This is a genomic window from Citreicella sp. C3M06 (assembly GCF_018860705.1).
Classification (GTDB): domain Bacteria; phylum Pseudomonadota; class Alphaproteobacteria; order Rhodobacterales; family Rhodobacteraceae; genus Salipiger.
Genome location: NZ_JAHKQA010000048.1, coordinates 1 through 26,802 on the forward strand (window position 1 = coordinate 1; position 26,802 = coordinate 26,802).

Genomic DNA, 26,802 nt, shown 5'->3' on the forward strand with positions numbered 1-26,802 from the left:
CTCCGGCGCCGCCAGCCCCGTTCCCCCCTCCCAAGCGCCGGGCCTGCCCGGCGAGATCCGCAACCGCGCCGATGTCGAAACCGCGCTCGACCGGATCATCGCATTTTACGAGCGCACCGAACCGTCCAGCCCGCTGCCGCATCTGGCCCGGCGGATGCGGCGGATGGTGATGATGGATTTCCTCGAACTGATGGAAGAGGTGGCGCCGTCGGGGCTCAAGGAGTTTCGCAGCGTCGCCGGGGTCGAGGACGGCAAAAAGAAATAGCGAACAGGAAAGGGAGTTGAATGGCCGACAGCAAGCAGAAGGTGATCGAACGCAACCGCGCACCGCGGGTCCAGATCGCCTATGACGTCGAACATTACGGATCGGAAACCACCATCGAATTGCCCTTTGTCATGGGCGTGATGGCCGATCTTTCCGGCGCTTCGGAAACCCCGGAGGCGTCCAAGCCGATCCCCGACCGCAGCTTCGTGGAAACCGACGCGGGCAGGTTCGGCAAGTTCATGGAGGCGCTCGCCCCGAGGGTAAAGGCCCGCGTGCCCAATACCTTGCCCGCCGTCGAGGGGGCGGAAAAGGACGAAGAACTCTTCGTCGATCTCAGCTTCAAGAGCATGTCCGATTTCGCCCCCGACAAGATCGCCGCGCAGGTGCCAGCGCTCTCCGAGCTGCTGAAGATGCGCAGCCAGCTGGTCGAGTTGCTGGGCTACATGGACGGCAAGGTCGACGCGGAAAAGCGCATTGCGCAGCTGCTGGGCAACGAGCCGCTGCTGGCGCAGGCCGCCGAGGCCGCGATGGCCGCCGGCAAGGAGGATTGATCCATGGCAGAAGAACTCAAATCCGACACCGGCGCGGCCGAGGCCGAAGCGCTTGATCTGGGCGAATTCTCGGCGCTGCTGGAAAAGGATTTCCGCGTCAAGGACGAGGCTTCCGACCGGCTCAAGGGTCTTGTCGCCAACCTTGCGCTGGCGGCGCAGGAAAAGGCCGGATCGGCGACGATTTCCGGCAATGCGGTCAAGTCGATCAAGTCTCTGATCGGCGGTATCGACCAAATCCTGACGGAGCAGATGAACGAGATCCTGCACGCCCCCGAGCTGCGCGAGATCGAAGGCACATGGCGCGGATTGCATTATCTGGTCAACAACACCGAGACCGATCAGAAGCTGAAGATCCGGGTGATGAACATCCGCAAGGACGATCTGGCCGATCATCTCGAGGATTACGAAGGCCAGATGTGGGACCAGTCGGCGGTCTTCAAGAAGATCTATTCCGACGAATATTCGATGTTTGGCGGCGAGCCGTTCGGCGCCATCATCGGGGCCTATGAATTCAGCCACAAGCCCAAGGACGTGAGCATGTTGCGCAACCTGTCCGGGATTTGCGCATCGGCCCATGCCCCCTTTATCGCCGCCGCCGCGCCGCAGCTCTACCGGATGGAAAGCTGGCAGGAACTGCCCAACCCGCAGGATCTGCAACAGGTGATGTCCTCGCCCGAATATGCCAGCTGGAATTCTCTGCGCGAGTCCGAGGATGCGCGCTATATCGGCCTGACCATGCCGCGGGTGCTGGGGCGGCTGCCGTACGGCGCCGAGACGGTGCCGGTGAAGGGTTTCGATTTCGAAGAGCAGATCGACGGTAAGCACGATCATTACGTTTGGATGAACGCGGCCTTTGCCATGGGCGTCAACATCAACCGCAGCCACAAGATCAGCGGTTGGGGCACCCAGATCCGCGGCGTTGAATCGGGCGGCACGGTGATGAACCTGCCGGTACACACCTTCCCGACCGATGATGGCTCTGTGGCGATGAAATGCCCCACCGAGATCGCCATCGACGATCGCCGCGAGGCCGAGCTTGCCAAGCTGGGGATGATGCCGATCCTGCATCGCAAGAACACCGATCTTGCGGCTTTTATCGGGGCGCATTCGCTTCAGGATGACGAGACCCGCGCCGGCAAGCTGGTCGACCCGGACGCGCAGGCCAACGAGCGGCTGTCGGCCAATCTTCCCTATCTTTTCCCCGTGTGCCGCTTTGCACATTACCTGAAGGCGATCGCGCGGGACAAGGTCGGCACGTTCAAGGAACGCGCCGACATGCAGGTTTGGCTTGGCGAGTGGATCAACCGCTATGTCCTCGCCAATCCGGCCATGGCTGATGAAAAGGCCAAGGCCAAACGGCCACTTGCCGCCGCAGAGGTGCAGGTGGACAGCGTCGAGGGACGCCCCGGCTATTACAACGCCCGGTTCTACCTTCGGCCGCATTACCAACTGGAAGGCATCAACGCGAGCCTGCGGCTCGTGTCCGAGCTGCCCTCTGTCAAATCATGACTTTTGAAGACAATGGAGAGATAAAATGGCATTTACCGGCTATCTGAAAATCCCCGATATCGACGGCGAAAGCCAGCGCGCCGATCACGAGGATGAAATCGACATCACCGACATCATGTGGTCGATCGAGCAGGCGGCCACCGCGCAGACCGGCCGTGGCCGCGCCCGTGCGCGCGCCGATGTCAGCTCGCTGGTCTGCAGAAAGGTCTATGATGCCTCCTCGCCCTATATCGCGCTGGCCGCGATGCAGGCGAAAAGCTTCAAGGATGTGATCGTGACCGTGCGCCGTGACAGCGGCGAAGCGCATCTTGATTACCTGACCATCACCATGACCAACACCATCATCTCGCACTACGAGATCGACGGTGTCGGGCGCATCACCGACTCTGAACGGGTGGAGCGCGAAGGTCAGGAGTTGCAGGAGCGGATCGGTTTCGCCTTCGAGAACATCAAGGTCAAGTACGTGGTGCAGGAAGAGGATCACTCTGCCGGCGACGAGCACGAGATCGAGTTCGACATCGCGGCAGGCGTGTGAGCGGTCTGACCAGGGGACCGGTTCATGTCTGACGATCGCCTGACACAGGCGGTATCCCGGCAGGATGCCGTTCAGCCGTCCCTCTGGGACAGGCTGGTCGATGACCTGCCGGGTCTTAGCGCCGAAGCGGCCGCGCTTGGCCGCGATCTTGCCCGGGCCATGGGCGCGCCCGAGGCCGCCGAGACGCTTATGGCCGCCGGGCCGCGCGGCATCGAGGCCCGCGACGATATCGCGCCCGAAACCCGCCAGTTGGCCCATCGGCTGCTGGCCCTGCGCGCCCGCAAGCGCCGTCTCGAAGAGGCGGGCATCGTGGTGACCTCGGACATTCTGCGCGAGGCGGTGCGGCGCGACATTGAAATGCTGTTCAACACAGAGCGGATGGAGGCAGATTTCCTGTTGACCCCGCGCGAGGCGCTGGCCCATCAAAGCCCGCGCGACCTGCTCGCCGATTATCCCGAGGTGCGGCGCAGCGTGCTCAATTACGGGGTGCCGTCGTTTTCGGGGCGCAACGGCGCTGACATCGACGCCGACGCGCTGGCGCGCGAGCTGAAGCGGGTGCTCAACACCTTCGAGCCGCGCCTTGCGCCGGGCAGTGTCAAGGTGACGGTGTCGCGCTCGGACAAGGCCGGGCTGGTGATCGCGGTGGATGGCACGCTGTTGCTCTCGCCGGTCCCCGAGCGGCTGCGGCTGTCGACGTCGATCGATCTCGACAACGGCAACGCCCGAACCACGCTGGAGGAGCGCTAATGGACGCGGCCTTCCTTGATTACTACGAAGAAGAGCTTGGCGCGATCCGCGGACTTGCGCAGGATTTCGCGGCGCTGCATCCCAACGTGGCGCGCAATCTGGCGCTGGACGCGGTGCCATGCCCCGATCCCTATGTCGAGCGGCTGCTTGAAGGCGTGGCGTTTCTGGCGGCACGCACCCGGCTCAAGGTCGATGCCGAGGCGTCGCGCTATGTGCGCAACCTGCTCGACATGCTGTATCCCGATCTGGCGGGGCCGTCTCCGGCGATGAGCATGGCGCAGATGGTGCCCGGCCCGCAGACGCTGCGGATGACCTCGGGCTATACCATGAAGCGTGGCACCCGGCTGGTGGCCGGGCTGCGCGAGGGGTTGGCGACGCGCGCGACCTATACCACCGCGCAGCCGGTGGCGCTGTGGCCGATCCGTCTGGCATCGGTGCGCTACCTGCCCGATCGCGGCGCGCTGGCGCAGGCCGGGGTGTCGGCGCAGCTGTCGCGCGAGGCCTCGGCGGGGCTGCACATCACGCTCGAGCGGCTGGAAGGTGGGCCGCTGTCGGAGCTGCCGCTGGACCGGCTGGAAATATACCTTGGCGCGGGCGCGCGGGGGGGGGCGCTGCTGGATGCCTGTTTCGGGGGCTGCGCCGGCATCGCGGCGCGCCCCGCCGATGGGCGCACGCCGTTTCGCCCCCTGCCTCTCCCGCGCCTTGTTGGCATCGACGGCGACGAGGCGCTTTTGCCCCGTGCGCGCCCCTCGTTCGAAGGCTACCGGCTGCTGCGCGAATATTTCCTGATGCCCGAGCGGTTTCATTACCTCGGGCTATCGGGGCTGGGGCCGGTGGTGCAATCTTGCAGCGACAGCACGCTCGACGTGGTGGTGCTGCTCTGCGAGGAACGCCCGGCGCTGGCGCAGACCAGCGCGCAGGACATGACGCTGTTCGTGACGCCGGTGCTCAACCTGTTCGAACATGAATGCAATCTGGTCGAGCTGCGCGCCAACCGCTCGGCGCATATCGTTCAAGCCGACCGCACCCGCCCCAAGGATTACGAGATCTACCGCCTGCTGCGGGTCGAGGATGCCGAAAGCGATGGCCCGCAAGCCCGCCTGCGTCCGCTGTTCGGGGTCGAGGCGGGGATGGACAGCGGTCATGTCTATTCCTTCGAACGCCGCCCGAGGCTGCCCGATACCGAAGACGTGCGGCGCGGCCAGACCCGGTCGAGCTATTCGGGCGACGATCTGTACCTGTCGACCGGCCGCCCGGCGGGGCGCGCATCGGACAGGGCGCTGCGTCGGCTCGACGTGCGGGCGCTGTGCACCAACCGCGATCTGCCGATCCTCGACGACATGCCCAAGCTGACGCTGGAAACCGGCGATCCGGTGTCCGAGGTGCGCCTGCTGCGCAACATGCGCCGCCCGCATCCGTCGCTGCGATCAAGCTTGCCGCAGGGCACCGGGGGCGAGGCGCGGATGGATCACCTGTCGTGGCGCTGGATCTCGCAGTTGGGGCTGAACCACCTGTCGCTGGCGGAAACCGGCGCCGATGCCGAACCGCTGCGCGCGCTGGTCCAGCTTTATGCCGACCGGGGCGATCCGGCGCTGCGCCGCCATGGCCGGGCGCTGGAAAAGGTATCGTCGCGCCGGGTGATCGAGCGGCTCGGTCTGCCGGGGCCGATGTGCTTTGGCCATGGCACCGAGATCACGCTGCACATCGACGATCAGCTGCTGTCGGGCGGCAGCGATCTGTTGCTGTCGGCCTTGTTGGCGCAGTTGTTCGCGCGCCACGCCGGCGTCAATTCCTTTGTCCGCACCCGCACGCGGCTGACCCATCAGCAAAGAGAGGTGACATGGCCGATGACTCCCGGCACCCGCGCGCTGATCTGAGCGCTGAGGCGATTGCCGAAATGGATGTGTTCGAACTGCTGCGGCGGCTTGAAACCGATGCGGCGCGCTTTGGCCGGTCTGGCCCCGATCCGGCGCGGCTGGGTCAGCTTGCCCGGCAAAGCTTTGCAACCTCGGATGTCGCCAGCCTGACGCCAGCCAGCGCCGAGCGCCCGGCGCAGGTGGCGATCAATGTGCTGGGGCTGATCGGGCCCGAAGGTCCGCTGCCGCTGCATATGACGCGCTGGATCATCCAGCGCCTGTCGAACCGCTGGTTCGACGGGGCCGGGCAGGGGGCCCGCGCCGACACCGCCTTTCTTGATTTCGCCAACCTGCTGCAACACCGGCTGATCGCGCTGTACTGGCGGGCCTGGGCCGATGCGCGCCCCGAAATCCACATCGCCCATGGCGATGGCGAGCGCATCACCGCGATGCTGCGCGCGCTGGCCGGCATCGGCCTGCCCGGAGAAACGACCGGCGATGCCCGGCTGGACAGCGCGAAACTGCACCACGCCACCTCGCTCGCACAAGAGGTGCGCGGGCCGCAGCGGCTGACGCGGTTTCTTGAAACCGTGCTGGGGCTGCCGGTGGATGTGGTCGAATGGGCAGGCCATTGGACGGCGCTGCCAGAGCGGCTTCAGACCCGGCTTGGCGGGCAGCATTGCGGGCTTGGCAGCGGTGCGGTGGCGGGGGCGCGGATCTTTGATCGCCAGTCGCGCGCCGAGCTGCGGCTGGGGCCACTGACGCTGGCACAGTTCCACGATTTTCTGAACGACCCCGAGGCATGGGCGCGGCTGCGCCACGCGGTGCTTTCGGCCATGGGGCGCGAGATCGCCTTTGATCTGCGCCTTGTGCTGCGCGCCGAAGACGTGCCTCCGGCGCAACTTGGCGGCTGCCAGCTGGGGCGCACGGCTTGGCTGTCGCCGCTGCCGGGGCGCGACGCAGACGATCTGTGCTTTGCCGCCATAACCGAGGAAAGGCAGGCCGCATGAAGCTGGTGCTGGAACACAGCCCGAGGCCGCAGGCGCGCACCGAGATGGTGTTCGAGGGCAATCGCCTGAGCATCGGGCGCAGCGAGGATTGCGACTGGCAGCTGGACGATCCTGAGATGTTCATCTCGCGCCGCCACCTGATCCTGTCCGAACAGGGCGGGCAGGTGATGGTGACCGATGCCTCCTCGGGCGGGCTCTATATCGACAACGCGGCAAACCCGCTGGGGCCGGGGAACTCCGTGCCTGTGGAGCCGGGGATGAAGCTGCGCCTCGGCGATTTCACCCTGCGCATCGAGGCCATGCCCGACACGCCGCGCCAGACCATCGCCCCGGCGGTGACCCCCGCCGCGCCGCCACGTCCGGGCGGCTTTGACTTCGGCGCGCGTGAGGCGGCGCCGCCCCCCCCCGAACGCCCCGCCACGCTGCCCGATCCCTTCGGGCTGAAAGACAGCGGGGCGGCGCTCAACTGGCAAAAGGAGCCGCCCGCGCCGCCGCGCCCGCTCGATCAGGGTGATCCGTTCGAGCTCGATCTTCAGGGCAGCCCCGGCGAGACCGCGCCGCGCGCCCGCAGTATGGAACGCACCGGGGGCGATGCGTTCTTTGGCAGCGCGCCCGAGCCTGCCGCTCCCGATCGGGCCACCCCCGATGACCCCCCGGCCAAGCCCGATCTGTTCGCCGGTCTCTCGGCCAGTTTCGAGCCAGAGCCCGCCCCCGAGGTCACACCGCCCGCGCCAGACCCGGAGGAACAGCCGATCCTGTCGGCGTCCTTTGGCTTTGGCGCGCCGCCAGAGACTGTGCCAGAGCCTGTGCCAGAGCCGCCCGCAGAGCCCGCACCAGAGCCGACACCAGCGCCGCCACCGGCCGCCAATCCCGTTGCGCCCCGCGCCGCCCCGTCCGAAAACGATCCCATCGAGGCGCTCTATCGCGGCCTCGGCGTGCAGGGCAGTGCCAGCCCCGAACAGCTTGAACAGATCGGCCGCTCGATGCGGGCGCTGACCGAAGGGCTGATGATCCTGCTGCGCCACCGCGCGCAGGAACGCGCGCGGGTGCGGGTGGCGCAAACCGTCATCGCCAGCCAGAACGTCAACCCGCTGAAATTCCTCGCCTCGACCGAAGAGGGGCTTGAATCGCTGATGGCCCCGCGCGGGCGCGGCTATCTTGATCCAGATCCGGCGCTGGCCGAAGCCTTTCGCGATCTGCACGACCACCAGATGCGCACATGGGCGGCGATGCAGACCGCGCTGCGCCGGATGCTGGGCAAGTTCGATCCCGCCGAAATCGCCCGCGAGATGGAGGATGTCGGGCGGCTTGAAAGCCTGCTGGCGGGCGGGCGCAGCGCCAAGCTCTGGCAACTTTACGAGGAACGCTTTCGCGAGATCGCCCGCGCCGCCGAAGAGCAGTTCCTTGGCGAGGTCGGGGTGGATTTCCGCGATGCCTATGAGAACCGAAAGGAGTGACGTGATGACCCATTCAAGACGCTTCATCCTTGCCGCGGGGGCCAGCGCGCTGGCGCTTGGCGCCTGCCAAGAGGCCGCCGCCCCGGTGCTGAGCCTGCGCGCCGATGCCAGCCCCGGCATGAACCCCGGCCCCGATGGCGCCGACCGGCCGGTCACGGTCACGGTGCTTCAGATGAGCGGGGCCTCGAATTTCGACAGCGCCGATGTCTTCGCGTTGCAAAATGCCTCGGCAGCGGTGGGGGCAGAACTGGTCAAGGCCGATCAGATCGTGTTGGCCCCCGGCGTCAGCGTATCGCGCGACATCGCCATCGCGCCCGGCACCACGGTGATCGGCGTGACGGCGGGCTTTCGCGACCCGGCAGGCAAGGTGCTGCGCCGCAAGGTGCCCGCGCCGGGGGCAGACAGCGGGCTGGTGATCTCGGTCGGGCCGGGCGGCATTTCGCTCGTGATGACCTGAACGGAAAGGACAACATGACCGACAGCAACAGGGTGGTCTGGTCCGAAGGGTTGTTCCTTCGGACCCAGCATTTCCAGCAACAGGACCGCTTTGCCGCATGGCAGGCGCGACAGGCGCTTGGCGCGATGCCGCTTCAGGGCTACGGCTTTAGCCAGCTTGGGCTCGATAAGGTGGCGCTGGACGCGGGCCAGATCGCGCTTGAGGGCGCGCGCGGCGTGATGCCCGACGGCACCTTCTTCAGCCTTGATGCCTGCGCGCCGCTGGCGCCCGCCACGGTGGGGCCGAAAACCGGCGCGGGGCTGGTGCTGCTGGCGATCCCGGCGACCGGCAGCGGCGCACAGATCGATCCGGCCCATGCCGACCCGTCAGGCGCGCGTTATGTTGGCGAAACCCTCACCCTTGGCGACGAGATCCGCGGCGGCGCCGAGCCGGTCGAGATCGAGATCGCCCGCCTTGCGCCCAAGCTGCTGCTGCCCGGCGACGAGCCGCGCGGCTATACCGTGCTGCCGGTGGCGCGGCTCGAAGGGCTGGGCGCCGAGGGCGCGGCGCTGCTGGATGCGGGGTTCCTGCCGCCAGCGCTGAACATCGGGGCGGTGCCATGGTATGCGCAGTTGCTCAAGGAGCTGGTGACCGGCATCGGGCGCATCGCCGAGGCGCATGGCGGCATGGTGCTGGCGGGCACCGGCGCGTCGATGGAAAACCTGCTGATCCTCGAGGCGGCCAACAGCGCCCGCGCCCGGCTGACCCATCTGCTGGCGCAGAACGATGTGCACCCGTCGATGCTCTATATGGAACTGGCGGGTATCGCCGGGCGCTTTGCCACCTATGGTGCCTCGGCGCGTCGGCTGGGCGAGATGCCGCCCTATGATCACACCGATCCGCAGATGCCTTTTGGCGAGCTGGCCGACACGCTGCGCTCACTGGTGCTGTCTTTGCGCCATGTCGAACCCAAAAGCCGCGCCATGCGGGTGGCGCGCCATTCCGACAACATCTGGACCGTGCGCATCGACAATGCCGACATCATCCGCAGCTCGCGCATCGTGCTGCGGGTGGGGGGCGATCTGTCCGAGGCGCTGCTGCGCAAGATGTTCGTCGATCAGGCCACGGTGGGCGCGGCCGATGATTTCGAGGCGCTGTGGAAATCGCGCCTCACCGGTATCGCGCTGAAACCGCTGGGCTCGCAACCGCGCGAGATCCCCTATGACGGCGAACGCCTGTGCCTTGAGCTGGACCGCAGCTCGCCGCATTGGGCGGCGTTGGCCGAGGCGCCGGGCTTTGTCGTCGGGGTGGCGGGCAATCTGGAACGAGAGCCGGAAATCGACTGCTACGCGGTGAGCCGGTGAAGGAAACGCGATGACCAAGGACGATCCCTTTGGGCTGGAAAGCGACGCCGCCCGCACCCGCATCCGCCCGCGCCCGCAGCTGCGATCGGCGCAGCCTGCGCCGGATGCGCCGGTGCGGTTGCGCGGGGGGCGGGCGTCGGGGAACCCTCTGGTCAACGCCTATGCCGCCCTGCTGGGCTTTGCGCCCGAGCTGGAAAAGGCCACCGCCCCCGAAAGCCCCGACATGCTGCGCACGCGGCTGCACGAAAACCTGACCCACGCGCGCGACGCCGCAGTGACGGCGGGCGTCACGCTGACCCGCGCCGATCAGGGGGCGTGGTTCGTGGCGGCGCTGCTCGATGACATCGCGCTCAACACGCCATGGGGCGGGGCCAGCGGCTGGCCGCGCAACCCGCTGGTGGTGCAGATGTACGGCGATATCGACGCGGGCGAGCGGTTTTTTGCACTGGCCGACGGGCTGGCGCAATACCCCGAGCGTGACCCTGAACTGCTGGAGCTGGCCTTCCTGTGCCTGTCGCTTGGCTTTCGCGGCAAGCATCGGATCGAGGGCGCGGCGGGCGAGGCAAAGCTGTCGGCGCTGCGTGGCAAGATTGCCCGCATCCTGCGCGACCGCGATGCGCGCGATGCGCCGCTCTCGCCGCATTGGCGCGGGGTTGCGGCGGCGGACGAAGAGCGCCGATTCATCGTGCCGCTTTGGGCCATCGCGCTGATCGGCATCGCGCTGCTCACTGGGATCTACATGGCGCTGGGGCTGCGCCTGTCGGGGCGCAGCGAACAGCTGTTCTCGCTGGCGGGGTTGCTGCCGCCCTCCGAGCGGGCCGAGATCTTTCGCCCGGTGATCGAAACCACCGAAGTGCCGCAGTTCCGCGCCGATCCGGTGTTGCTGGAACTGCTGCCGCTGTTCGCGCAGGCCGCCCCCGCGGCCACCGGCAAGGCGCTGAGCGGGCGCGAGGATGTCAGCCTTGCCATCCTTGTGGTGCAGGGCACCGCGCCCGAATTGTTCCGCAGCGCCAAGGCCGACATCAACGCCGAATACACCGCGCTGGTCGGTTCGATCGCGCAGGTGATCCGCGACAACGCCGAGTTTATCGGCGCGGTCAAGGTGGTGGGCCATACTGACAGCGTGCCGGTGCAGACCTCCAACCCGTTCCGCTCCAATCAGGGCCTGTCCGAGGCCCGCGCCAGCACCATCGCCGATCTGCTGCGCGCGGGGGGCGTCGATGCCGCGCTGATCAGCTCTGAAGGGCGGGCGGCGGCAGAACCCATCGGTGACAATGCCACGCGGGAAGGGCGCGCCCGTAACCGGCGCGTCGAAATCATCCTGCAAAAGAAGGTCTAGGTGATGACCGTTCTGCGCATCCTGTTTCGCACCCTGTTGTCCCGCACGCTGTGGACCTTCATCGGCCTTGCGCTGCTGTGCGTGCTGATCTGGCTGTATGGCCCGCTGGTCAGCATCGGTGCGGCGCAACCGATGGCATCAGACCTGACGCGGGTGATCGTCATCGGGGTCATCGCGATCCTGTGGCTGGTCTCGCTGCTGCTGCGCCAGATCCGCGCCGCGCGCGCCAACCGCGCCTTTGTCACCGATCTGGCCGCGCCGCCGCCCGCCGCCCCCGAGGACGAGAGCATCGCCGCCGTGAACGCCAAGTTTCAGGGCGTGCTCGACCAGATGAAACGCAGCAAGCTGGGGCGCAAGAAGTTCCTGCGCGACATGCCGTGGTATGTGTTCATCGGCCCGCCCGGCACTGGCAAGACCACCGCGCTGCGCCAGTCGGGGCTGCATTTTCCCATCGACCTTGGCGATGATCTGAAGGGCATGGGCGGAACGCGCAACTGCGACTGGTTCTTCACCGAAGACGCGGTGCTGATCGACACCGCCGGGCGTTATGTGCAGCAGGCGTCGGACCCGCAGGTCGATGCCGCCGAATGGACAGGCTTTCTGCGCCTGCTGGTCAAACACCGGGGGCGGCGGGCGCTCAACGGGGTTATCCTGACGTTGTCGGTACAGGAACTGGCGGGCGACGATGCCTCGATCCGCGATCATGGCCGCGAGATCCGCAAGCGGCTGGCCGAGCTGCGCGAGGTGACGGGGCTGAAGCTGCCGGTCTATCTGATGATCACCAAGGCCGATCTGATCCCCGGTTTCGAGACGTTTTTCGCCGATCTGTCGACCCAGCAGCGCGAACAGGTCTGGGGCGCCAGCCTTGGCACCACCGAGCGCATCGACGACACCGCCATCCTGCGCGAGATGCGCCTGTTGCAAGAGGCGCTCGAGGCGCGGCTGGGCGCGCGCATCGCCGATGATCTGCCGCTGGCCGAGCGGGCCGAGATATTCCGCTTTCCCGCCCAGCTTGAGGCGCTGATGCGTCCGCTGACCATCCTCACCGAGGCGGTGTTCGGCGACAGCCGCTACGAGGAAAGCCCGTGGTTGCGTGGGGTCTATTTCAGCTCTGCCACGCAGGAAGGCTCTCCCATCGACCGGCTGGTGGCGGCCACGGCGGCCTCGTTGGGGATGCGCGCGCCATGGGTCGAGCCGCGCAAACATGGCGCCACCCGCAGCTATTTCCTGCGCGGCCTGCTGAGCGATCTGGTGTTCCCCGAGGCCGGGCTGGGCCGCTTCGATCCGCGCGCCGAGGATCGTCGGCGGTGGGCGTGGCGCGGCGCGCTGGCGGGCACGGCGCTGGTGGTGGCGTTGCTTGGCGCGGTGTTCCTGTACAGCTTCCTGCGCTACGACGGCGCGCTGGCCGATCAGGAACGCCAGCTGGCAACGCTGTCGGCGCGGCTGGCCAATGTCGCGGCGCGGCAGGCACCGACCGATCCGCTTGACCTCGATCTGGCGCTGGATGCCGCGACCCAGACCCTGCAAGCTGCGACGGTGCTGCGGCCCGCGCCGCTGACGGCGCTAGGCCCCAGCGCCGCGCCGGAACTGGCCCGCGCCGGACAGATCGCTTATGAGCGCATCCTGCGCAACGTGCTGGAACCGCGCATGGTTGCCACGCTTGAAGCGACCATGTGGCGCCATGCCCGCGATCCCGAATTCCTGCTGGGCGGGCTCAAGGCCTATCAGATGCTGACCGGGCAGGCGCCCTATGATGGCGCGTTCCTGTCGATCTGGTGGCAAAGCGTGCTGCCAAGCTTTGCCCCCATCGATATTTTCCCCACCGAGGAGAGCATCGACCATCAGCTTGCCGCGCTGGCCCGCATGGCGACCGAGGAAACCAAGATCGCGCCCGATCCGCAGCTTGTCGGGGTGGCGCTGGAAAGCATCTGTACCATTCCGCTGGCGGTGCGCGCCTATAACGCGTTGATGAGCGATCCTGATGTCGCCACCCTTCCGGGCTTTGTACCCGCCGAGGTGGCGGGACCCAACGGCAACCGGGTGCTGACGCGATTGTCGGAAACCTCGCTGCGGGTCGGGCTGCCGGGGGCGTTTACCTTTGATGGCTTTCACAACGTCATCCTGTCGCTGGTGCCCGAGGTCGCCGCGCAAGCCCAGCTTGACCGCGCGGTGTTCGCCGGCGGGTGCAACGAAAGCGCGCAGGCCTCGGTCGATACGCTCGAGGACGATGTGCTGAAGCTGTATTACGACGATTTCATCGCGCAATGGGATGGGCTGCTGCGCGACATCCGGCTGACGCCGATCGGCGATCTGGATCAGGCGCGGCTGAACCTCAAGGATCTGTCCTCGGCCGATTCCGCGCTCAAGCGCCTGCTCGAAGCGGTGGTGCGCGAGACCCATCTGGCCCGCCCCGAGGATCCCGGCATCGAAGACAACGCCGCCGCGCAGAAGGCCGGGCAGAAGGCGCTGCTCAAGCTTGGCAAGATCGGCAAGCTGGCCAAGACCGGGCTGAAGATCGCCGCCGCCCAGCCCGGCGGCGCCGAACCCGCGCCGCCCGGCACGCCGGTATCGGATCATTTCGCCCCGATCCGCGCCACCGTCGAAGAGGTCGACGGTCAGCCGCCGCTGCTGAACGATGCTATCACCGCGCTGACAGCGCTGTCGAATGAGCTGCAAACTGTGGCGGCCAGCCCCGATCCACGCGGGGCGCTGCTGGCGCGGGGTGGCTTGCCCTCGCTGACCGGGGCCATCGCCAACGAGGCAGGTGCGCTGCCCGATCCCATCGACGACTGGATCGCGGGCATCGCGGGCGATGCCATCGCGGTGACGCGCGATGCGGTGGTGGCGCAGCTCAATGCGCGCTGGCGGGCGGATGTGCTGCCGTTTTGCACCTCGGCCACGGCGGGGCGCTATCCGTTCGATCAGGCCTCGGCCATCGACGTCAACACGTTGGATTTCGCCCGGCTGTTCGGCAAGGACGGGCTGATCGACAGCTATATCAACGACCATCTTCTGGCCTATGTCGACACCTCGGTGCGGCCATGGCGCTGGCGGGCGGATTTCGGGTTGAACGACGCGCTGCTGGCGCCCTTTGCCAAGGCGCGATCGATCCGCGATGCGTTGTTCCCCGGCGGCGCGGGGCCGATCATGGCCTTCAACCTTGAACCGCGCGATCTGTCGCCCAACGCCTCGCGCGTGACGCTGAATGTCGATGGGCAAGTGCTGAGCTATTTCAACGCCGCCGCCCGCCCGGTGCCGATGACATGGCCGGGGCCGGACCAGACCAACATGATCACCCTCAGCTTTGCGCCCGTCGATGGCACCGGCGAGGTCATCACCTCGCAAACCGGGTCATGGGCGTTCTTGCGGCTGATCCGGGGCGGCGCGCTTCAGGCCACGGCCTTGCCCGAGGTGTTCGGGCTGCGCCTTGGCGCGCGCGGCTTCAGCGCCAGTTTCAACCTGCGCGCCAATTCGGTCGAGAACCCGTTCGATCTTCGCATGTTTTCGGGTTTTTCCTGCCCGCGCGGGTTCTGAATGGCGGGTGTCTTTGGCAAGCTGCCAACGCAGGGGGATTTCGTGGCGCGGGGCCTGCCGCCGGGGGTGCAGGGCGCGCTTGATGACTGGGTGACGCGACATTTGCTGCCCATCGACGCCGAGCGCTGGCCCCAAAGCGGAATCCTTGCGGCGCTGCCAGAGGCGCTGATCCTTGCGGTGCCAAGCTGCGATGCGGTGGGGCGGGCGTTTGCGCTTTGCGCGGTGACGCATTCGCAGGTGGATCAGCCCGGCGCGGATGGCTGGGCGGCGATGACGCTGCCATATCTCGATGCCGGGCTCAGCGGCGCGCTGGATCTGGCCGCGCTGGCGCAGGCGCTGGCGCCGCTGACGCCGCCGCGCAGCGCCGCGCCCTTGCGCGCGCCGCTGGTCTGGGCGCCGGGCAACGCGCCCGCCAGCCCCGAGGCGCTGGCCCGGCTCAGTTCATCTTGACCTTGGCGCCCTTGATGGTGACATCGCTGGAGGCATTGGCATCGATCTTGCCCGAGCCTTTGAGCGTGATGTCCTTGCCCTCGATGGAGATGGTGCCGTCTTTCTTCATCACGATCTTGGCCTTGCCGCATTTCAGCGTCAGGCTGTCTTCGGCGGTGATGGTGAAATCCTTGCCGATCTCCATGCCGCCGGATTTGCCGATGCTCATGGTGAAATTCTCGCCCACCGACACCGAACTGTCCTTGCCCACCGACAGGCTGCGGTTCTCGCCAACCGAAACGCTTTGATCCTTGCCCACCGTCAGCGCCTGATCCTGCCCCACCGAGGTGCTGTCGGAATTGCCGATGTCATGGCTTTGATCGACGCCCACCGCGACCGAGCGCGTCAGGCCGATGGTGTTGGCCTGCGCCATGCCCACGCTGCGGGTTTCATTCATTGCCACCACGTCGATGCGGTTGGCCTTGACCGTGACGGTCTGGTTGGCGCCGACCGTCTGGGTGTGGTTCGCGCCGATGGTTTCGGTCGAATTGACCCCGATGGCGATGGTTTCGTTCACCCCCACGGTGAGGGCGCGGTTGTTGCCCACGGTTTCGGTGTCGTCATGGTCGATGTTGACCGTGCGGTCGACCTTGACATGGGTGGTCTTGCAATTGTCGACCGTCTCATCGCGGTTGTGGCCGACCCATTGGGTGGCGTCATGCACCACGTCTTCGGACCAGTCATTGCCGATGTGGCGGGTCTCGTTGTTCTTGACCAGCTCGTCATGGTCTTTTTCGGCTTGAAAATAGACCAGCTCGCTGCCCTTCATGTCTTCGAACATCAGCTCGTTCCAGCCACCGCCACCTTTGGAGCTGTTGGATTTCCAGCCCGATTTCGTTGCCTCGGCGGGCAGCTCGTAGGGTGGCATCTGTTCGGCATTGTAAACGCGGCCAGTGATGATCGGCTGGTCGGGATCGCCCTCGAGGAAATCGACGATCACCTCCTGCCCGATGCGGGGGATCTGGATGAAGCCCCAGCCGGACCCGGCCCATGCTGCGCTGACCCGCACCCAGCACGAGGCATTTTCATCGCGCTGGCCTTCTCGGTCCCAGTGGAACTGCACCTTCACGCGGCTGTAGGCGTCGGTGTAGATCTCTTCGCCGGCAGGCCCGACCACCTGCGCCGTTTGCGGGCCGCGCATCACCGGGCGCGGCGCGCGCAGCCTCGGGCGCCACTGGCTGTGTTCGGGCACCAGCCGCCAGCTGGCGACAAAGCCGGTCTCGTCGCGATCCATGCGCCCCGAGGCATATTGATCGTCCCACAGCGCATAGTCGGCGCGCAGCAGCACATAAAGCCCGTTTTCGGGCATCCTCGGGTGATCGAACAGGGTGATGGTATGCCCCGCCGCCGGAAGGCTGGCCGAGCTTTCTGCAAGCGCCAGATGGCTGTCGCGCTGGCCTTCCTGCCAGCGCAGGTCGGTAAGCGCATCGCCGCGCCCGGTCTTCAGGTAATGGCCGGGGTAATCATAGCGCTCGAACCCGTCGTTCGGGTGCCCTGCGCGGGCATCGTGGCGCGCCATCAGATCCGCCGAGGGCTTTTCGAAATCATAGTCGGTCTGGGTCATGATGCCGGGCCGCACCGAGGTCACGCCCTGCCATTTGGTGATCACGCCTTCGCCGCGCAGCTGCGCCGCCGCATTCGGTTCAAATCGAATATCCGAAACATCCGAATGCGGTTCCAGCGCGCCCAGATCGTCACACAGGATCAGCTTGTGCGCCAGATCGTCGAATTCGTGGAAATAGAAGATGCCCTCGTGTTCCAGCAGCCGCTGAATGAAATTCAGCGTGGTTTCGCCATATTGCACGCAATAGACCCGCGGCTCGTAGCTGCCGCTCAGGCGCAGCTCGTAATTGGTGATGCCATGCTGGTCGAGCAGCGCGCTGACGATGTCCGGCACCGACATTTCCTGAAAGATCCGGTTGTCGCGGGTCTTGTCCAGCAACGCCAGCGCCGGGCGCAGCACCAGCGTATAGCGGAACTGCTCGTCCTCGTCGTTGCCGTCAAAGCTCAGGCTGTCGCAGATGCCGCTGAAATAGCGGATCTGCCCGTCATCTTCTTCGTTGGTGAGCGCCGTGACGCAGCATTCCCGGCCAAGAATGTCGGGCGCAAGCACAAGATCGTCCTGACACAGCGCGCTGACGCGGAATTCGAAACAGCGGCTGATCTCGTCAAATCCGCTGAGCGCGGCGAATTTCAGGCTGTCTTCGGGGAGGGCAATCGGCGTTTCAAGCGTGGCAATTCGGGCGGGCATCTGTCCTGTCCCTTTCTCCGGACGGGTCCGGGATCAAATATGCACTGTATAATTGATCCCGACTATACAGGGATTCCCGCCCTTGCGGCAGGTAATTTACAGCTTTGGCGGGCAGACTAGGCCGCTTAGCACCGGGCGGACCGAGACAGGGTTCAGCGCCTCGGCAAAGCCCAGCTCCAGAAACACCCGCCCTTGCGCATTGCGCAGATCGAGCAGGGCGCGCGCGCCATCGTCGCGCAGCCGCAGCCGCGTGCCGTCGATGAGCCGCAGCAGGCCCCACGGGCCGGGCTCTGTCAGCCGCGCCGCATCGGCGTTGTCGCGAAAGGAAATTTCGATACCGGCGGCGGGCTCGGGGCCGGGCCAGCGCAGGGTTGCGGGCGCTCCGCTGGCGCGCACCGGGGCGGCAACGGTGCCGATGGCGACAAGGGTCTGGCCGCGCTCTGCCAGCGCCGCGAATGTGATCGCATGATCCAGCGCGCCGCCCGCAAACAGGCCCTGCGACACCAGCATCGCCGTTTCCAGAAACGCCGCACTGTCGTTTTCAAGCCCGGCAAACCGTGCTTCTGGTTTCCAGCGCCACGGGCTTTGCGAGCTGTCGAGCAGCGGCTGCGCGCTGCCTTGCACGAAGCGCGGCACAAGCCCATCCGGCCCCAGCAGCGCGGCCAGCGCGGCAGGGTCGGCATCGGGGCCGTCGGCAAAGGGATAGCGCCCGGCCAGCGCGGCGCGGCAGGCGGCAAACATCTGCGTCTGCCAGCCGCGCGACAGCGGATTGCCCGAGGTATCGGCGGCCTCGGGCTGGGCAGCCCCGGCAAGCACGTCTTCGGCGATCTGCACCACGATGCGCGGCGCGCTTTTCAGCGCGGCGATGCTGCGCGCCTTGTCCTGAAACGTCATCAGCCGCCGGGTGGCGCGTCTGGCGTCGATGTCCACCGCGCCAAGCGCCACGTTCAGCCCCGAGAACAGCCGCGAGAGTTCGGCCATGCGCCCCTGTTCGACATATTGGATCATCGGGCCCAACTGGCGGGCCAGCAGCAGTTGCTGAGCATGGCTGCGGCTGCGATCAAGCCCGCCCGCCTGCAGCCAGACCTGCGAGAGCAGCCGACTGAGCGGATTGTCCGCCAGCGACAGGTGCCCCGAAACGATGATCGCGGTTTCGCGGTCGGCAAAGGGGCGCACCCGCAGATCGGCGAGCCAGCCGGTCCAGCGCTCCAGCGTCTCGCGGTTCAGCCGGTCGGCCAGCAGGTCGGGCGAGCGGTTTTCGGCGGCGAGCTGGACGCCAGTGATGGGGCGGGCCTGCGCGCGGGCGGTCTGCACCGCCAGCCCGACGCCGGTGCGCAGCGCGGCCTCCCAGCCGCCTGCGGTGAACAGCCCCGGCATCGGCGTTGCCAGATCCATCCCCGAGCGGCGCAGCAGCACATCGCCCAGCCCCGGCACCGCTCGCGTCGGCACCCAGCCGGGCAGGGCGCGCATGTCATCGCTGCGCAGCAATTCCAGCCACGCGCGGTCCGGTTCGGGCACCTCGGCGGCGAAGGTGCGTGCCTGATCCATCACCACCGTATCGGTGGGCACGACATTGGCGGGCCCCTGCAACGGCGCAGCATGGCGCGCCAGCCCGCCCAGCCCGTGATCTTCGAGCCAGCCCGCCAGATAGCCCGGCTGCCAATCGGCCTCGCCGGTCAGTACCGCCCATGCCCGCAGCGTATCATACAGCGCCAGCCCGTCGCCGGTGCTTGCCAGCCGCTGTTCCAGCGTCTTGGCCAGGGCGGGGGGAAGCTGGCGGCGGGCGGCCTCGGCATAGCTGGCCTCGGCCAAGGTTTCGCTGTCGCCGGGCAGGCGGATCAGCCGGCGCAGCGGCGCATGGCGCGCGGTCTCGGCCACCCGGTCTGCGGCGGCGCGCAGGGCATCAAGGCGCGAGGTCAGCTCGGCACCCTCCTGCGGGCGGTCAAGCCCGATCAACAGCGCCTCTTGCCGGAAATCCGCTGCAATCTGGCGGTGATAGCGCCATTCCAGCGCCCCGGCATAGCCTGCCAGCCCCAGCCCCAGCAGCAGCGCAAAACCCAGCGCGTACCAGCCCCAGCCGCTGACCCTGCGCCGATGGCCATGGCGCAGCCCGTCAAGGCGTGCCTGCACATCCCCCAGCAGCGCGTCGAGCTCGGCCAGCCCTTCGGCCTGCGCGGTGCGGCGAAAATCGGCCAGCCGGGCGGGCGGCATGTCGCGCCCTTCGAACAGCGTGCGGGCGGCGATCACCGACCATGTCGACAGCTTGAGCCCCGGCATCGCCCGCACCCGCTGATCGAGCAGCATCGCCAGCGCGTAGCGCGCGGGCTTGATCGACACCGGGGGGGCACCAGTCTGCGCCGCGGCGGTTTCGAACTGCGCCAGCATCCGGGCGGCCTCGGCGGCGATGGCGCGCGCGCCGTCCTTGGGGCTGAGGCTGTCAATGAATCCCAGCACCGGCTCGGCAGCGCGAACAAGGCTCATAGCAGGCCCATCGCCTGCCACTTTCGCAGGGTCTCGACGCCGACTTCGAAATGCATGGAATCCTCGCGCCGATAGCCTGCGCCCCAATACCAGCCTTCGTCGTTGAACAGTTCGGCCAGCAGCAACAGGCCGAACTGGGTGCCACCATCGCCAAAGCCGTCCAGCTGGCCCTGAAGCTTGAGGTCGATCGCCGTGCCCCAGCTGTGGTTCGAGATCGACGAGCTGGAGCCCCGGATCAGCCGGGCGCAGATCGCCCCGGCGGTGCCAAGCGCGGCATAGATGTCGGGCTCGTCCTGTTGCAGCCGATCGAGGATGCGTTGCAGGCTGTCGAGCGCCGGTTTCACCATGGTCACCCGGATCGGCCCGATCTGGCGGGTTTCCATCAGCGCCCTGAGCCGGGGCTGGGTGACTGGCTGGCAGGTGGTGGAATAGCTCGACCGGGGCTGGCCCAGCACCTCGAGCATGACGCGGTTGCCCGGCTGGGTGATGCCCCTGTTGAACCGCGCCTTGGCGGTCAGCATTTCCTCGGTCATGGCTTCGGTGCCGGGGATGTCCTCGGCGGCGCCGATGATCTCGGGCAGGGCGGCCTGCGGCAGCGGCTCCAGCGGCGCGGGGGCGGTGGCAAGCGCGATCTCTTCGCCAAGGCGTTCGATCTCGGCTTCAGCGTCGCGCAGTTCGGATCGCAGCGTGTCTATGCCGCTGCGCAGCCGGGCCAGTTCAGCCTCGCTCCGTTCCAGCCGCAGCTCGGTGCGCCCGTCGGCGGTTTGCAGCAGCGCGCCGACCACGGCAAAGCAGACCGCCGCGACCACAAGGCCGATGGCGATGATGATCGGTCCGATCAGGGCGCCTTCGCGCATGGTTCAGCCCTCCACGCCGACCACGATGACCGAGACATTGTCGGGCGCGCCCGCCTCCAGCGCGGCGCGCAGCAGGTCGGTGCAGGCCTCACGCGGATCGCCCGCAGCGCCGATCAGATCGGCGATGCGGCTGTCGGGCAGGCAGGTGGTCAGCCCGTCGCTGCACAACAGCAGCCGGTCGCCCGGCACCAGCGGCGCCGAGACATGGTCGATTTCTAGCGCCGGGTCCGCGCCCACGGCGCGGGTCACCACATGGCGCTGCGGGTGGCGTTCGCGGTTCTCGTCGCTCAGCAAGCCTTCGTCGATCATCTCTTGCACCACGGTGTGATCGCGGCTCAGCAGCCGCAGATGCCCGGCCCGCAGCAGGTAGGCGCGGCAATCCCCGGCCCATGCCAGATGGGCGACGCAGGACTGGATCAGCGCCACCACCGCCGTTGCGCCGATCTGGCCAAGGTTCTGCTGCGCGGCCAGATCAAGGATCGCCGCGTTCGCCGCCAGCAGCGCCGCGCGCAGTGTCGGCGCTGCTGGCGCATGATCGTCAAGCTTTGCCACATGGTCGATGACGATGTCCGAAGCCATCGCGCCATGCCCTTGCCCGCCCATGCCATCGGCCACCGCCCAGAGCAGCCCGGCGGGATCGGTCAGGATGCTGTCTTCGTTCTCGTCGCGCACCCGCCCGACATGGGTCAACCCGGCACCTTGCAGGCGCGGCGCCATGGGGGCAGGGTTGCGGGTCGTTGGGGGGATCATGCGGGGCGCTCCGCCGCCCGGGGCCGGCATCTGCCGAATGATTGCGGCCTCTGGTCGGGTATACCTGACATGGGCGGCCCTCGAAAAAAGCTGATCTGAAACGCTGTCCATGCTACCTTCTTTCGTGCATCCCACCAACTTTTTTCGCTGAAAGGGCTTCTGATGTTTTCCCGAGCCGTTCGTGTTTCCGTTTTCGCGTTGATCGCCATGGGTTTGCCCGCCCTTGCCCCGGCACAATCCGTGGATGAGTTGTCGGTGGAAGAGCTGAAGCGACTCTTTCAGGCGCAAAAGCAGGTGTTCAAAGAGGCCGAGGCCGGCAATCTTGGCGCAACGCGCGGCCTGCGTCTGGTGACGGTCGACGATGTGCAGGCCGAAAGCGCCGCGCCGCAGCTGGCCACCACCGCGCCGCAGCTGAGCGCGCCGTCCCCGGACACGGGCGTGTCGATCGCCGCCACCGCCGCGCCGGGCGCGCGCCCGGTCGATCCCAACAAGCCGCTGCTGGCGGCGGCCACCGACGCCCCCGTGGTGTTCGGAGAACTGGCCCCCGAATTGCAGGTCAACCTGCACATCGCCTTTGGCTTTGACAGCGCCGCCATCGCCGACGATCAGGCCCCCAAGCTCGCCGCCATGTGTCAGGCCCTGTCCGAGGCGGATCTGTCGATGGTGCGCATCGTTGGGCACACCGACAGTTCGGGCACCGACGCTTATAATCAGCGGCTGTCGGTGCTGCGCGCCAAGGAGGTCGCCCGCCATCTGATCGAGGAATGCGGCATTCCCGCCACCAAGCTGCAAACCGTTGGCATGGGCGAGAAATTCCCCTTCAACAAGGCCAACCCTCGCGCCGACGAGAACCGCCGGGTGGAGTTTCAGGCGCTCAGCTGATCAGCAGCAATCGTCACGGATGCTGCCGCGCAGCCCCGCACCGGCGCCGCGCCGGATCCAGCGCGACAGCGCGTCGATGCCCGCCGTCATCAGCCCGGTGGCGATCAGCAGAACCAGCGCCCGGTCAAGCCGCAGCTCGGCAAGGGCGCTGTCGATATAGAACCCCAGCGTGGCGATGCCGAGCAGGCCCATCACCGCGGTCTCGCGCAGGATGATCTCCCAGCGATACAGGCAAAGCGCAAGAAACGGCCCGAACAGGCGCGGCACCAGTTCCCAGCCCCAAAGGGTCAGCCCGCGCGGCGCGTCGCGGCGCAGCTTGGGCACAAGGCTTTCGCCCTCGCGCCCGGTCAGATGGGCAATGATCGCGGCATTGTGCAGCGCCAGTGCCAGCACCGCGGGCAGCATCGACGGGCCGAGGATCTGCAGGAACAGGTAGGCCAGCATGTATTCGGGAAAGCTGCGCAGGATCACCAGTAGCATATGCCCCGCCAGCCGCCCGGCGCGCGAGGTGACGCGCGGCACGATCAGGCCAAAGCCGGTAAAGGCCAGCGCCCCGGTCAGGATCAGCGCGATCTGCGCCACGATCAGCGTGGCGATCAGGCCCGGCAGCGCCTCATGGGCGGCGATATCGCCCAGCCATGCCAGCAGCGCCGCGCCATCCCAGCCGCCCCGCAGCGGGCCGGGCACGATGTCCTGCGTCAGGAACCGCATCAGCGCGCCGGAGCCCATGGGCGGCGATGTGATTAGCGCCAGCGTGACGATGGACGCGGCCAGCCATGGCAACGCCAGCACGGGGCGCATCCACAGCCGGATCGACGCGATCAGCGCCACGTAGCAGATCATGATCGCCGAAGCCGCGCCGTAATCGCCCATGCGGAAAAAGCTGTCGAGCTGAAAGCCCAGCGTCGGCAGCCCGACAAAGCCCAGCACGGCGCTGGCCCGCAGCCCGCATTCCAGCCGATACAGCGTGTAATGTTTCATCGCGCTCAGCGCCAGCGGTGCGCGCGCCCATAGAAACCGGCTGAGCGGGTCGGTCTTGGGCAAGACCTCGGAGGGGCGCTGATCGGCCTCTTCAAGCTGCTCGGCAAAGACCTTGGCGAAAATTCCCATATAGGGCAGGGCGATGGCCAGCACCCCGGTCAGCGGTGAGATCCCCATGACCTGCATCAGCATCAGCGCCCAGAACAGCTCGTGCACCGAGCGCAGCGCGATGCAGACCCAGCGCACGGATCGCAAATGATAGAACGGCGCCAGCGCCAGCCCGGTGCCCGCGCCAAGGGCCACGCCGCAGCAGGCAAAGGCGACGGTCAGCCAGACGGCGCGGCCGATGCGTTCTACCGCGCCGAAATCGGGGCGCAGAAAGCCCGCGCCCATGCGCCCCAGTGCCGCCCACGGATCGTGCCCCGCCAGCGAAAAATCCGCAAAGGGCAGCGCCAGCACGGCCAGCGCAACGAACAAGGTGACAACGCGCGGCCGGCTCAGCGCCGTGGCGCTGCCGGGGATGCGCTTAACGGGTATAGAGCGCGGCGATATCGGCATCGCTGACCTCCTGCGGCGGGGCGTCGAACAGGATGCCGCCGCGCGCGATGCCCACCAGCCTTGTGGCAAAGCCCCGCGCCAGCGCCACGTCATGCAGCGCCAGCATCGAGGTATCAAAGCGCCCCTGCATCTGCGCCAGCAGCGCCTGCGCCTGCGTTTCATCCACGGCAGACACCGGCTCGTCGCCGATCAGCACCGCGCCGCCGCGCCAGAAGGCGCGGGCCAGCGCCACGCGCTGCTTCTGCCCGCCCGACAATTGCCCGACGGGGCGGTCGATCTCGGGCGCAAGGCCCACCGCATCCAGCACCTTTGCCACGCCGTCGCGGTCTGTCCGCGGCGGGCACACCAGCGCGCGCAGGTTACGCCATGCGGAATGATCGCTCAGCCGCCCCATCATGACGTTGCGCAGCACCGACAGCTGCGGCACCAGCGCCTGATCCTGCGGCACCAGCGCCACGCGATTGCCGGGGGCGAGCCGGTCATGCACCGCCCCCAGCAGCGTCGATTTGCCCGCGCCGGAGCGCCCCAGAAGCACCACACGCTCGCCCGCGCAAAGCGTCAGCGACAGCTCGCGCAGAACCGCCATGTGGCCATAGCCAAGCGTCTCGCGATCAAGCGAGAGCAGCGTCATTCGATCAGGCCCAGCTCCTTCGCGGTGTCCTCGATGGGCTGGAAGTCTTCGCTGGCGGCGGCAATGAACGCCTCGCGCGGGAAGCTGGCCAGCAGCTCGGGATCGGACATGCCGATGATCGCCGCCTGCACCTTGTCGGCAAACCCTTCGCCAAAGCGCGCGTCGACGTCGCCGCGGATGGTCCAGTTGTAATCGGGGTAGGGCGGGGTCTGCCAGATCACCTTGGCGGTGTCGGTTTCCGGCGCGCCCTCTTCGAGCGCCTTGTCATAGACGGCGTAGTTCAGCGCACCGATCTGCCATGCGCCCGAGGATACCAGCCGCAGCGTCTGGCTGTGATCGCCCGAAAATCCGACCTTGTCGAAAAACGCCTCGGGGGCTTCGCCGGTCTCTTTGCGGATGTAATATTCCGGCATCAGGCGCCCCGAGGTCGAGGTCTTGGCGCCAAAGGTGAAGGACATGCCTCTGGCCGCCTCGGGGAAGCTGTCGGATGCCTCTAGCCCGGTGTCGGTGTTGGCGATGAAATAGCTCACGAAGATCGGGTCTTCCTTGCCCTGCGCGATGGCGCGGGCATCGGGAACCATCAGCCGGGCCTGCACGCCGGTCAGCCCGCCGAACCATGCCAGCTGGATCTGATCGTTGCGGAACGCGGTGACAGAGGCGGCGTAGCTTTTCACCGGCACGAATTCCACATCGACGCCAAGTTCGGCCTCGAGGTAATCGGCGACCTTGGAAAACCGCTCGACGAGCCGGGTTTCGTCTTCGTCGGGGATGGCCGAGAAATACAGCGTGTCGGCTGCGGCGCTGGTGGCCATCAGCGCAAGCGCGATGGCGAGGGCAGGTTTTCGGGCGGTGGCAATCGTAAGGGGCATGGGGCGCGTCCTTTCTGCTGTTGAGCGGAGAGGCGCGCGTCCACTCCGGCAAGAGGGGCACCGGGGCGGTGCCACGTGAATGAGGCGGTGAAACGGCGTTTCGCGCTGCCTGTCAAGGGTGCGGAGGATGCATTTGGATCGCCTTGGGGGTTGGCGCTCCGTTGCTGACGCTTGACGCCGCCGCCCGATGACGGTTGAAACTGCCCCATGAACACATCGATCACCCGTGGCGCAGGGACCGACGCCGCCTTCACCCTTGTCATGAACCCCCTCGCCGAACGCGGCGCGGCCTGGAGCGATGCGCAGAACGCGATCCTGTCCGAAGACGGGCTGGCCTTGGCGCGCGAAACCATCTCGGGCTGGCCGGGCTATGCGCCGACGCCGCTGGTGGCGCTGCCGGGGCTTGCGGCGCAGACCGGCGTGGCGCAGCTTCATTACAAGGACGAGGGCGGGCGCTTTGGCCTTGGCTCGTTCAAGGCGCTTGGCGGGGCCTATGCGGTGGCGCGGCTGCTGGCGAAACAGCTCTCGGGCGCGCTCGGGCGTGAGGTGACGCTGGACGAGGTGACGAACAAGGCCTTCCCCGAAGAGGCGGCAAAGATCACCGTATGCTGCGCCACTGATGGCAACCACGGGCGCTCTGTCGCATGGGGCGCGCAGAATTTTGGCTGCAACTGCGTGATCTTCATCCATGCCACCGTCTCCGAGGCCCGCAAAACCGCGATCGAGGCCTATGGGGCGCAGGTCCGCCGCTGCGAGGGCAACTATGACGACAGCGTGCGCGAGGCGCAGCGCATGGCGACCGAGAACGGCTGGTTCGTGGTCTCGGACACCTCATACGAGGGCTACATGGAGATCCCGCGCGACGTGATGCAGGGCTACGAGGTGATGGCCGCCGAGGCGTTCGATGCCCTGAACGCGGCCCCGACCCATATCTTTTTGCAGACCGGGGTGGGTGGCATGGCGGCAGCGGTGGCGGGGCTTGCGGTGCGGCGCTGGGGCGCGGCGCGCCCGGTGATCGTGCTGTGCGATCCCGACCAGTCGGCCTGCTGGCTGGAAAGCTACCGCGCCGGCGCGCCGACCGCCGTGACCGGCGATCTCGACACGCTTATGGCGGGACTGGCCTGCGGCGAGGTCTCGGCTTTGGCGTGGGAGGTGTTGCGAGTGCACGGTGATGCGGTGATCGCGCTGACCGACGCGGCTGCCATCAGCGCCATGCGCCTGCTGGCGCGCCCCGAAACCGATACGCCGATCGCCGCGGGCGAAAGCGCCGTCGCCGGTCTCGCCGGGCTGATCGCGGTGTCGGGCGACGAAGACGCGCGGGCCGCGCTTGGGCTTGACGGCACCTCGCGCGTGGTGGTGTTCGGCACCGAGGGCGACACCGACGCGGCGCTTTACGAAGAGCTGGTCGGGGCCACGGCAGAGGCAGTGCGCAGCGGCTCTGCCTGAACAA

21 protein-coding genes and 1 pseudogene are annotated in these 26,802 nt (G+C 67.3%); 15 read left to right on the forward strand and 7 right to left on the reverse strand.

The features are described 5' to 3' along the window. From KO516_RS11665 to KO516_RS11725, 13 genes and pseudogenes are all read left to right on the forward strand, one after another. Nucleotides 1–265 (forward strand): annotated as a pseudogene (locus KO516_RS11665) (hypothetical protein); the annotation flags it as partial. 20 nt (nucleotides 266–285) lie between these two features. Then, nucleotides 286–816, forward strand: a complete 531-nt coding sequence (gene tssB / locus KO516_RS11670) for a type VI secretion system contractile sheath small subunit (protein WP_216003967.1) — start codon at nucleotides 286–288, stop codon at nucleotides 814–816. Between the two features lie 3 nt (nucleotides 817–819). Further along, complete coding sequence (gene tssC / locus KO516_RS11675) at nucleotides 820–2,325, forward strand: type VI secretion system contractile sheath large subunit (protein ID WP_216003968.1); 1,506 nt, start codon at nucleotides 820–822, stop codon at nucleotides 2,323–2,325. Nucleotides 2,326–2,350: 25 nt separating this feature from the next. After that, nucleotides 2,351–2,860 (forward strand): type VI secretion system tube protein Hcp, encoded by a 510-nt coding sequence (locus tag KO516_RS11680; RefSeq protein WP_216003969.1) that lies wholly within the window; start codon nucleotides 2,351–2,353, stop codon nucleotides 2,858–2,860. A 24-nt stretch (nucleotides 2,861–2,884) separates the two neighbouring features. Then, nucleotides 2,885–3,607 (forward strand): type VI secretion system baseplate subunit TssE, encoded by a 723-nt coding sequence (tssE, locus tag KO516_RS11685; protein ID WP_216003970.1) that lies wholly within the window; start codon nucleotides 2,885–2,887, stop codon nucleotides 3,605–3,607. After that, nucleotides 3,607–5,484 (forward strand): type VI secretion system baseplate subunit TssF, encoded by a 1,878-nt coding sequence (tssF, locus tag KO516_RS11690; RefSeq protein WP_216003971.1) that lies wholly within the window; start codon nucleotides 3,607–3,609, stop codon nucleotides 5,482–5,484. The genes tssE and tssF overlap by 1 nt, the downstream gene beginning before the upstream one ends. Continuing rightward, nucleotides 5,448–6,473 (forward strand): type VI secretion system baseplate subunit TssG, encoded by a 1,026-nt coding sequence (gene tssG / locus KO516_RS11695; protein WP_216003972.1) that lies wholly within the window; start codon nucleotides 5,448–5,450, stop codon nucleotides 6,471–6,473. The genes tssF and tssG overlap by 37 nt, the downstream gene beginning before the upstream one ends. Then, nucleotides 6,470–7,930: a type VI secretion system-associated FHA domain protein TagH gene (gene tagH / locus KO516_RS11700; RefSeq protein ID WP_216003973.1), complete on the forward strand. Its 1,461-nt coding sequence runs from the start codon at nucleotides 6,470–6,472 to the stop codon at nucleotides 7,928–7,930. The genes tssG and tagH overlap by 4 nt, the downstream gene beginning before the upstream one ends. A gap of 4 nt (nucleotides 7,931–7,934) precedes the next feature. Then, a complete protein-coding gene (tssJ, locus tag KO516_RS11705; RefSeq protein WP_252737555.1) occupies nucleotides 7,935–8,387 on the forward strand; it encodes a type VI secretion system lipoprotein TssJ in 453 nt (150 codons plus the stop codon). Between the two features lie 14 nt (nucleotides 8,388–8,401). After that, nucleotides 8,402–9,730 (forward strand): type VI secretion system baseplate subunit TssK, encoded by a 1,329-nt coding sequence (gene tssK / locus KO516_RS11710; protein WP_216003974.1) that lies wholly within the window; start codon nucleotides 8,402–8,404, stop codon nucleotides 9,728–9,730. Between the two features lie 10 nt (nucleotides 9,731–9,740). Next, nucleotides 9,741–11,069, forward strand: coding sequence for a type IVB secretion system protein IcmH/DotU (gene icmH, locus KO516_RS11715; protein ID WP_216003975.1), 1,329 nt, complete (start codon nucleotides 9,741–9,743; stop codon nucleotides 11,067–11,069). Nucleotides 11,070–11,072: 3 nt separating this feature from the next. Then, nucleotides 11,073–14,603: a type VI secretion system membrane subunit TssM gene (gene tssM, locus KO516_RS11720; protein WP_216003976.1), complete on the forward strand. Its 3,531-nt coding sequence runs from the start codon at nucleotides 11,073–11,075 to the stop codon at nucleotides 14,601–14,603. Further along, complete coding sequence (locus KO516_RS11725; protein ID WP_216003977.1) at nucleotides 14,604–15,053, forward strand: TagF domain-containing protein; 450 nt, start codon at nucleotides 14,604–14,606, stop codon at nucleotides 15,051–15,053. Here the strand turns inward: KO516_RS11725 and KO516_RS11730 are convergent. The 4 genes from KO516_RS11730 to KO516_RS11745 all read right to left on the reverse strand — a co-directional run bounded on the left by KO516_RS11730 (nucleotide 15,040) and on the right by KO516_RS11745 (nucleotide 21,431). Continuing rightward, on the reverse strand, nucleotides 15,040–17,343 hold the full coding sequence (locus KO516_RS11730) for a type VI secretion system Vgr family protein (RefSeq protein WP_216003978.1): 2,304 nt from the start codon (nucleotides 17,341–17,343) through the stop codon (nucleotides 15,040–15,042). The genes KO516_RS11725 and KO516_RS11730 overlap by 14 nt on opposite strands. Before the next feature lie 96 nt (nucleotides 17,344–17,439). Continuing rightward, a complete protein-coding gene (locus tag KO516_RS11735; protein WP_216003979.1) occupies nucleotides 17,440–19,824 on the reverse strand; it encodes an ImcF-related family protein in 2,385 nt (794 codons plus the stop codon). Continuing rightward, complete coding sequence (locus KO516_RS11740; RefSeq protein ID WP_216003980.1) at nucleotides 19,821–20,681, reverse strand: M15 family metallopeptidase; 861 nt, start codon at nucleotides 20,679–20,681, stop codon at nucleotides 19,821–19,823. Before KO516_RS11740 ends, KO516_RS11735 begins: the two co-directional genes overlap by 4 nt. Nucleotides 20,682–20,684: 3 nt before the next feature. Beyond that, nucleotides 20,685–21,431: a PP2C family serine/threonine-protein phosphatase gene (locus KO516_RS11745; protein ID WP_216003981.1), complete on the reverse strand. Its 747-nt coding sequence runs from the start codon at nucleotides 21,429–21,431 to the stop codon at nucleotides 20,685–20,687. Between the two features lie 162 nt (nucleotides 21,432–21,593). Between KO516_RS11745 and KO516_RS11750 the strand changes: the two genes are divergently transcribed. After that, complete coding sequence (locus KO516_RS11750; RefSeq protein ID WP_252737556.1) at nucleotides 21,594–22,313, forward strand: OmpA family protein; 720 nt, start codon at nucleotides 21,594–21,596, stop codon at nucleotides 22,311–22,313. Here the strand turns inward: KO516_RS11750 and KO516_RS11755 are convergent, their stop codons facing one another. From KO516_RS11755 to KO516_RS11765, 3 genes are read right to left on the reverse strand one after another with little or no spacing between them, the layout of a single operon-like run. Further along, the gene (locus KO516_RS11755) at nucleotides 22,314–23,852 is read right to left on the reverse strand and encodes an ABC transporter permease (protein ID WP_252737557.1); all 1,539 of its coding nucleotides are present in this window, start codon (nucleotides 23,850–23,852) and stop codon (nucleotides 22,314–22,316) included. Then, the gene (locus KO516_RS11760) at nucleotides 23,821–24,483 is read right to left on the reverse strand and encodes an ATP-binding cassette domain-containing protein (protein WP_216003982.1); all 663 of its coding nucleotides are present in this window, start codon (nucleotides 24,481–24,483) and stop codon (nucleotides 23,821–23,823) included. Before KO516_RS11760 ends, KO516_RS11755 begins: the two co-directional genes overlap by 32 nt. Beyond that, nucleotides 24,480–25,352, reverse strand: coding sequence for a putative selenate ABC transporter substrate-binding protein (locus KO516_RS11765; RefSeq protein ID WP_216003983.1), 873 nt, complete (start codon nucleotides 25,350–25,352; stop codon nucleotides 24,480–24,482). Before KO516_RS11765 ends, KO516_RS11760 begins: the two co-directional genes overlap by 4 nt. 207 nt (nucleotides 25,353–25,559) lie before the next feature. On the opposite strand from KO516_RS11765, the gene KO516_RS11770 reads away from it, so the two are divergent. Next, entirely contained in the window at nucleotides 25,560–26,798 is a 1,239-nt protein-coding gene (locus KO516_RS11770; protein WP_216003984.1) for a diaminopropionate ammonia-lyase, read from the forward strand. Nucleotides 26,799–26,802 lie beyond the last annotated feature (4 nt).

Bases quoted from the DNA above. Each gene is read 5' to 3' on its own strand.
- KO516_RS11680 (WP_216003969.1), top strand. From the start codon at position 2,351: ATGGCATTTACCGGCTATCTGAAAATCCCCGATATCGACGGCGAAAGC.
- KO516_RS11745 (WP_216003981.1), bottom strand. From the start codon at position 21,431: ATGATCCCCCCAACGACCCGCAACCCTGCCCCCATGGCGCCGCGCCTG.
- tssK (WP_216003974.1), top strand. From the start codon at position 8,402: ATGACCGACAGCAACAGGGTGGTCTGGTCCGAAGGGTTGTTCCTTCGG.
- tssG (WP_216003972.1), top strand. From the start codon at position 5,448: ATGGCCGATGACTCCCGGCACCCGCGCGCTGATCTGAGCGCTGAGGCG.
- KO516_RS11725 (WP_216003977.1), top strand. From the start codon at position 14,604: ATGGCGGGTGTCTTTGGCAAGCTGCCAACGCAGGGGGATTTCGTGGCG.
- KO516_RS11735 (WP_216003979.1), bottom strand. From the start codon at position 19,824: ATGAGCCTTGTTCGCGCTGCCGAGCCGGTGCTGGGATTCATTGACAGC.
- KO516_RS11770 (WP_216003984.1), top strand. From the start codon at position 25,560: ATGAACACATCGATCACCCGTGGCGCAGGGACCGACGCCGCCTTCACC.
- KO516_RS11750 (WP_252737556.1), top strand. From the start codon at position 21,594: ATGTTTTCCCGAGCCGTTCGTGTTTCCGTTTTCGCGTTGATCGCCATG.
- tssE (WP_216003970.1), top strand. From the start codon at position 2,885: ATGTCTGACGATCGCCTGACACAGGCGGTATCCCGGCAGGATGCCGTT.
- KO516_RS11740 (WP_216003980.1), bottom strand. From the start codon at position 20,681: ATGCGCGAAGGCGCCCTGATCGGACCGATCATCATCGCCATCGGCCTT.
- tssJ (WP_252737555.1), top strand. From the start codon at position 7,935: ATGACCCATTCAAGACGCTTCATCCTTGCCGCGGGGGCCAGCGCGCTG.
- tagH (WP_216003973.1), top strand. From the start codon at position 6,470: ATGAAGCTGGTGCTGGAACACAGCCCGAGGCCGCAGGCGCGCACCGAG.
- icmH (WP_216003975.1), top strand. From the start codon at position 9,741: ATGACCAAGGACGATCCCTTTGGGCTGGAAAGCGACGCCGCCCGCACC.
- tssC (WP_216003968.1), top strand. From the start codon at position 820: ATGGCAGAAGAACTCAAATCCGACACCGGCGCGGCCGAGGCCGAAGCG.
- tssB (WP_216003967.1), top strand. From the start codon at position 286: ATGGCCGACAGCAAGCAGAAGGTGATCGAACGCAACCGCGCACCGCGG.
- KO516_RS11755 (WP_252737557.1), bottom strand. From the start codon at position 23,852: ATGCCGATATCGCCGCGCTCTATACCCGTTAAGCGCATCCCCGGCAGC.
- tssM (WP_216003976.1), top strand. From the start codon at position 11,073: ATGACCGTTCTGCGCATCCTGTTTCGCACCCTGTTGTCCCGCACGCTG.
- KO516_RS11760 (WP_216003982.1), bottom strand. From the start codon at position 24,483: ATGACGCTGCTCTCGCTTGATCGCGAGACGCTTGGCTATGGCCACATG.
- KO516_RS11730 (WP_216003978.1), bottom strand. From the start codon at position 17,343: ATGCCCGCCCGAATTGCCACGCTTGAAACGCCGATTGCCCTCCCCGAA.
- tssF (WP_216003971.1), top strand. From the start codon at position 3,607: ATGGACGCGGCCTTCCTTGATTACTACGAAGAAGAGCTTGGCGCGATC.
- KO516_RS11765 (WP_216003983.1), bottom strand. From the start codon at position 25,352: ATGCCCCTTACGATTGCCACCGCCCGAAAACCTGCCCTCGCCATCGCG.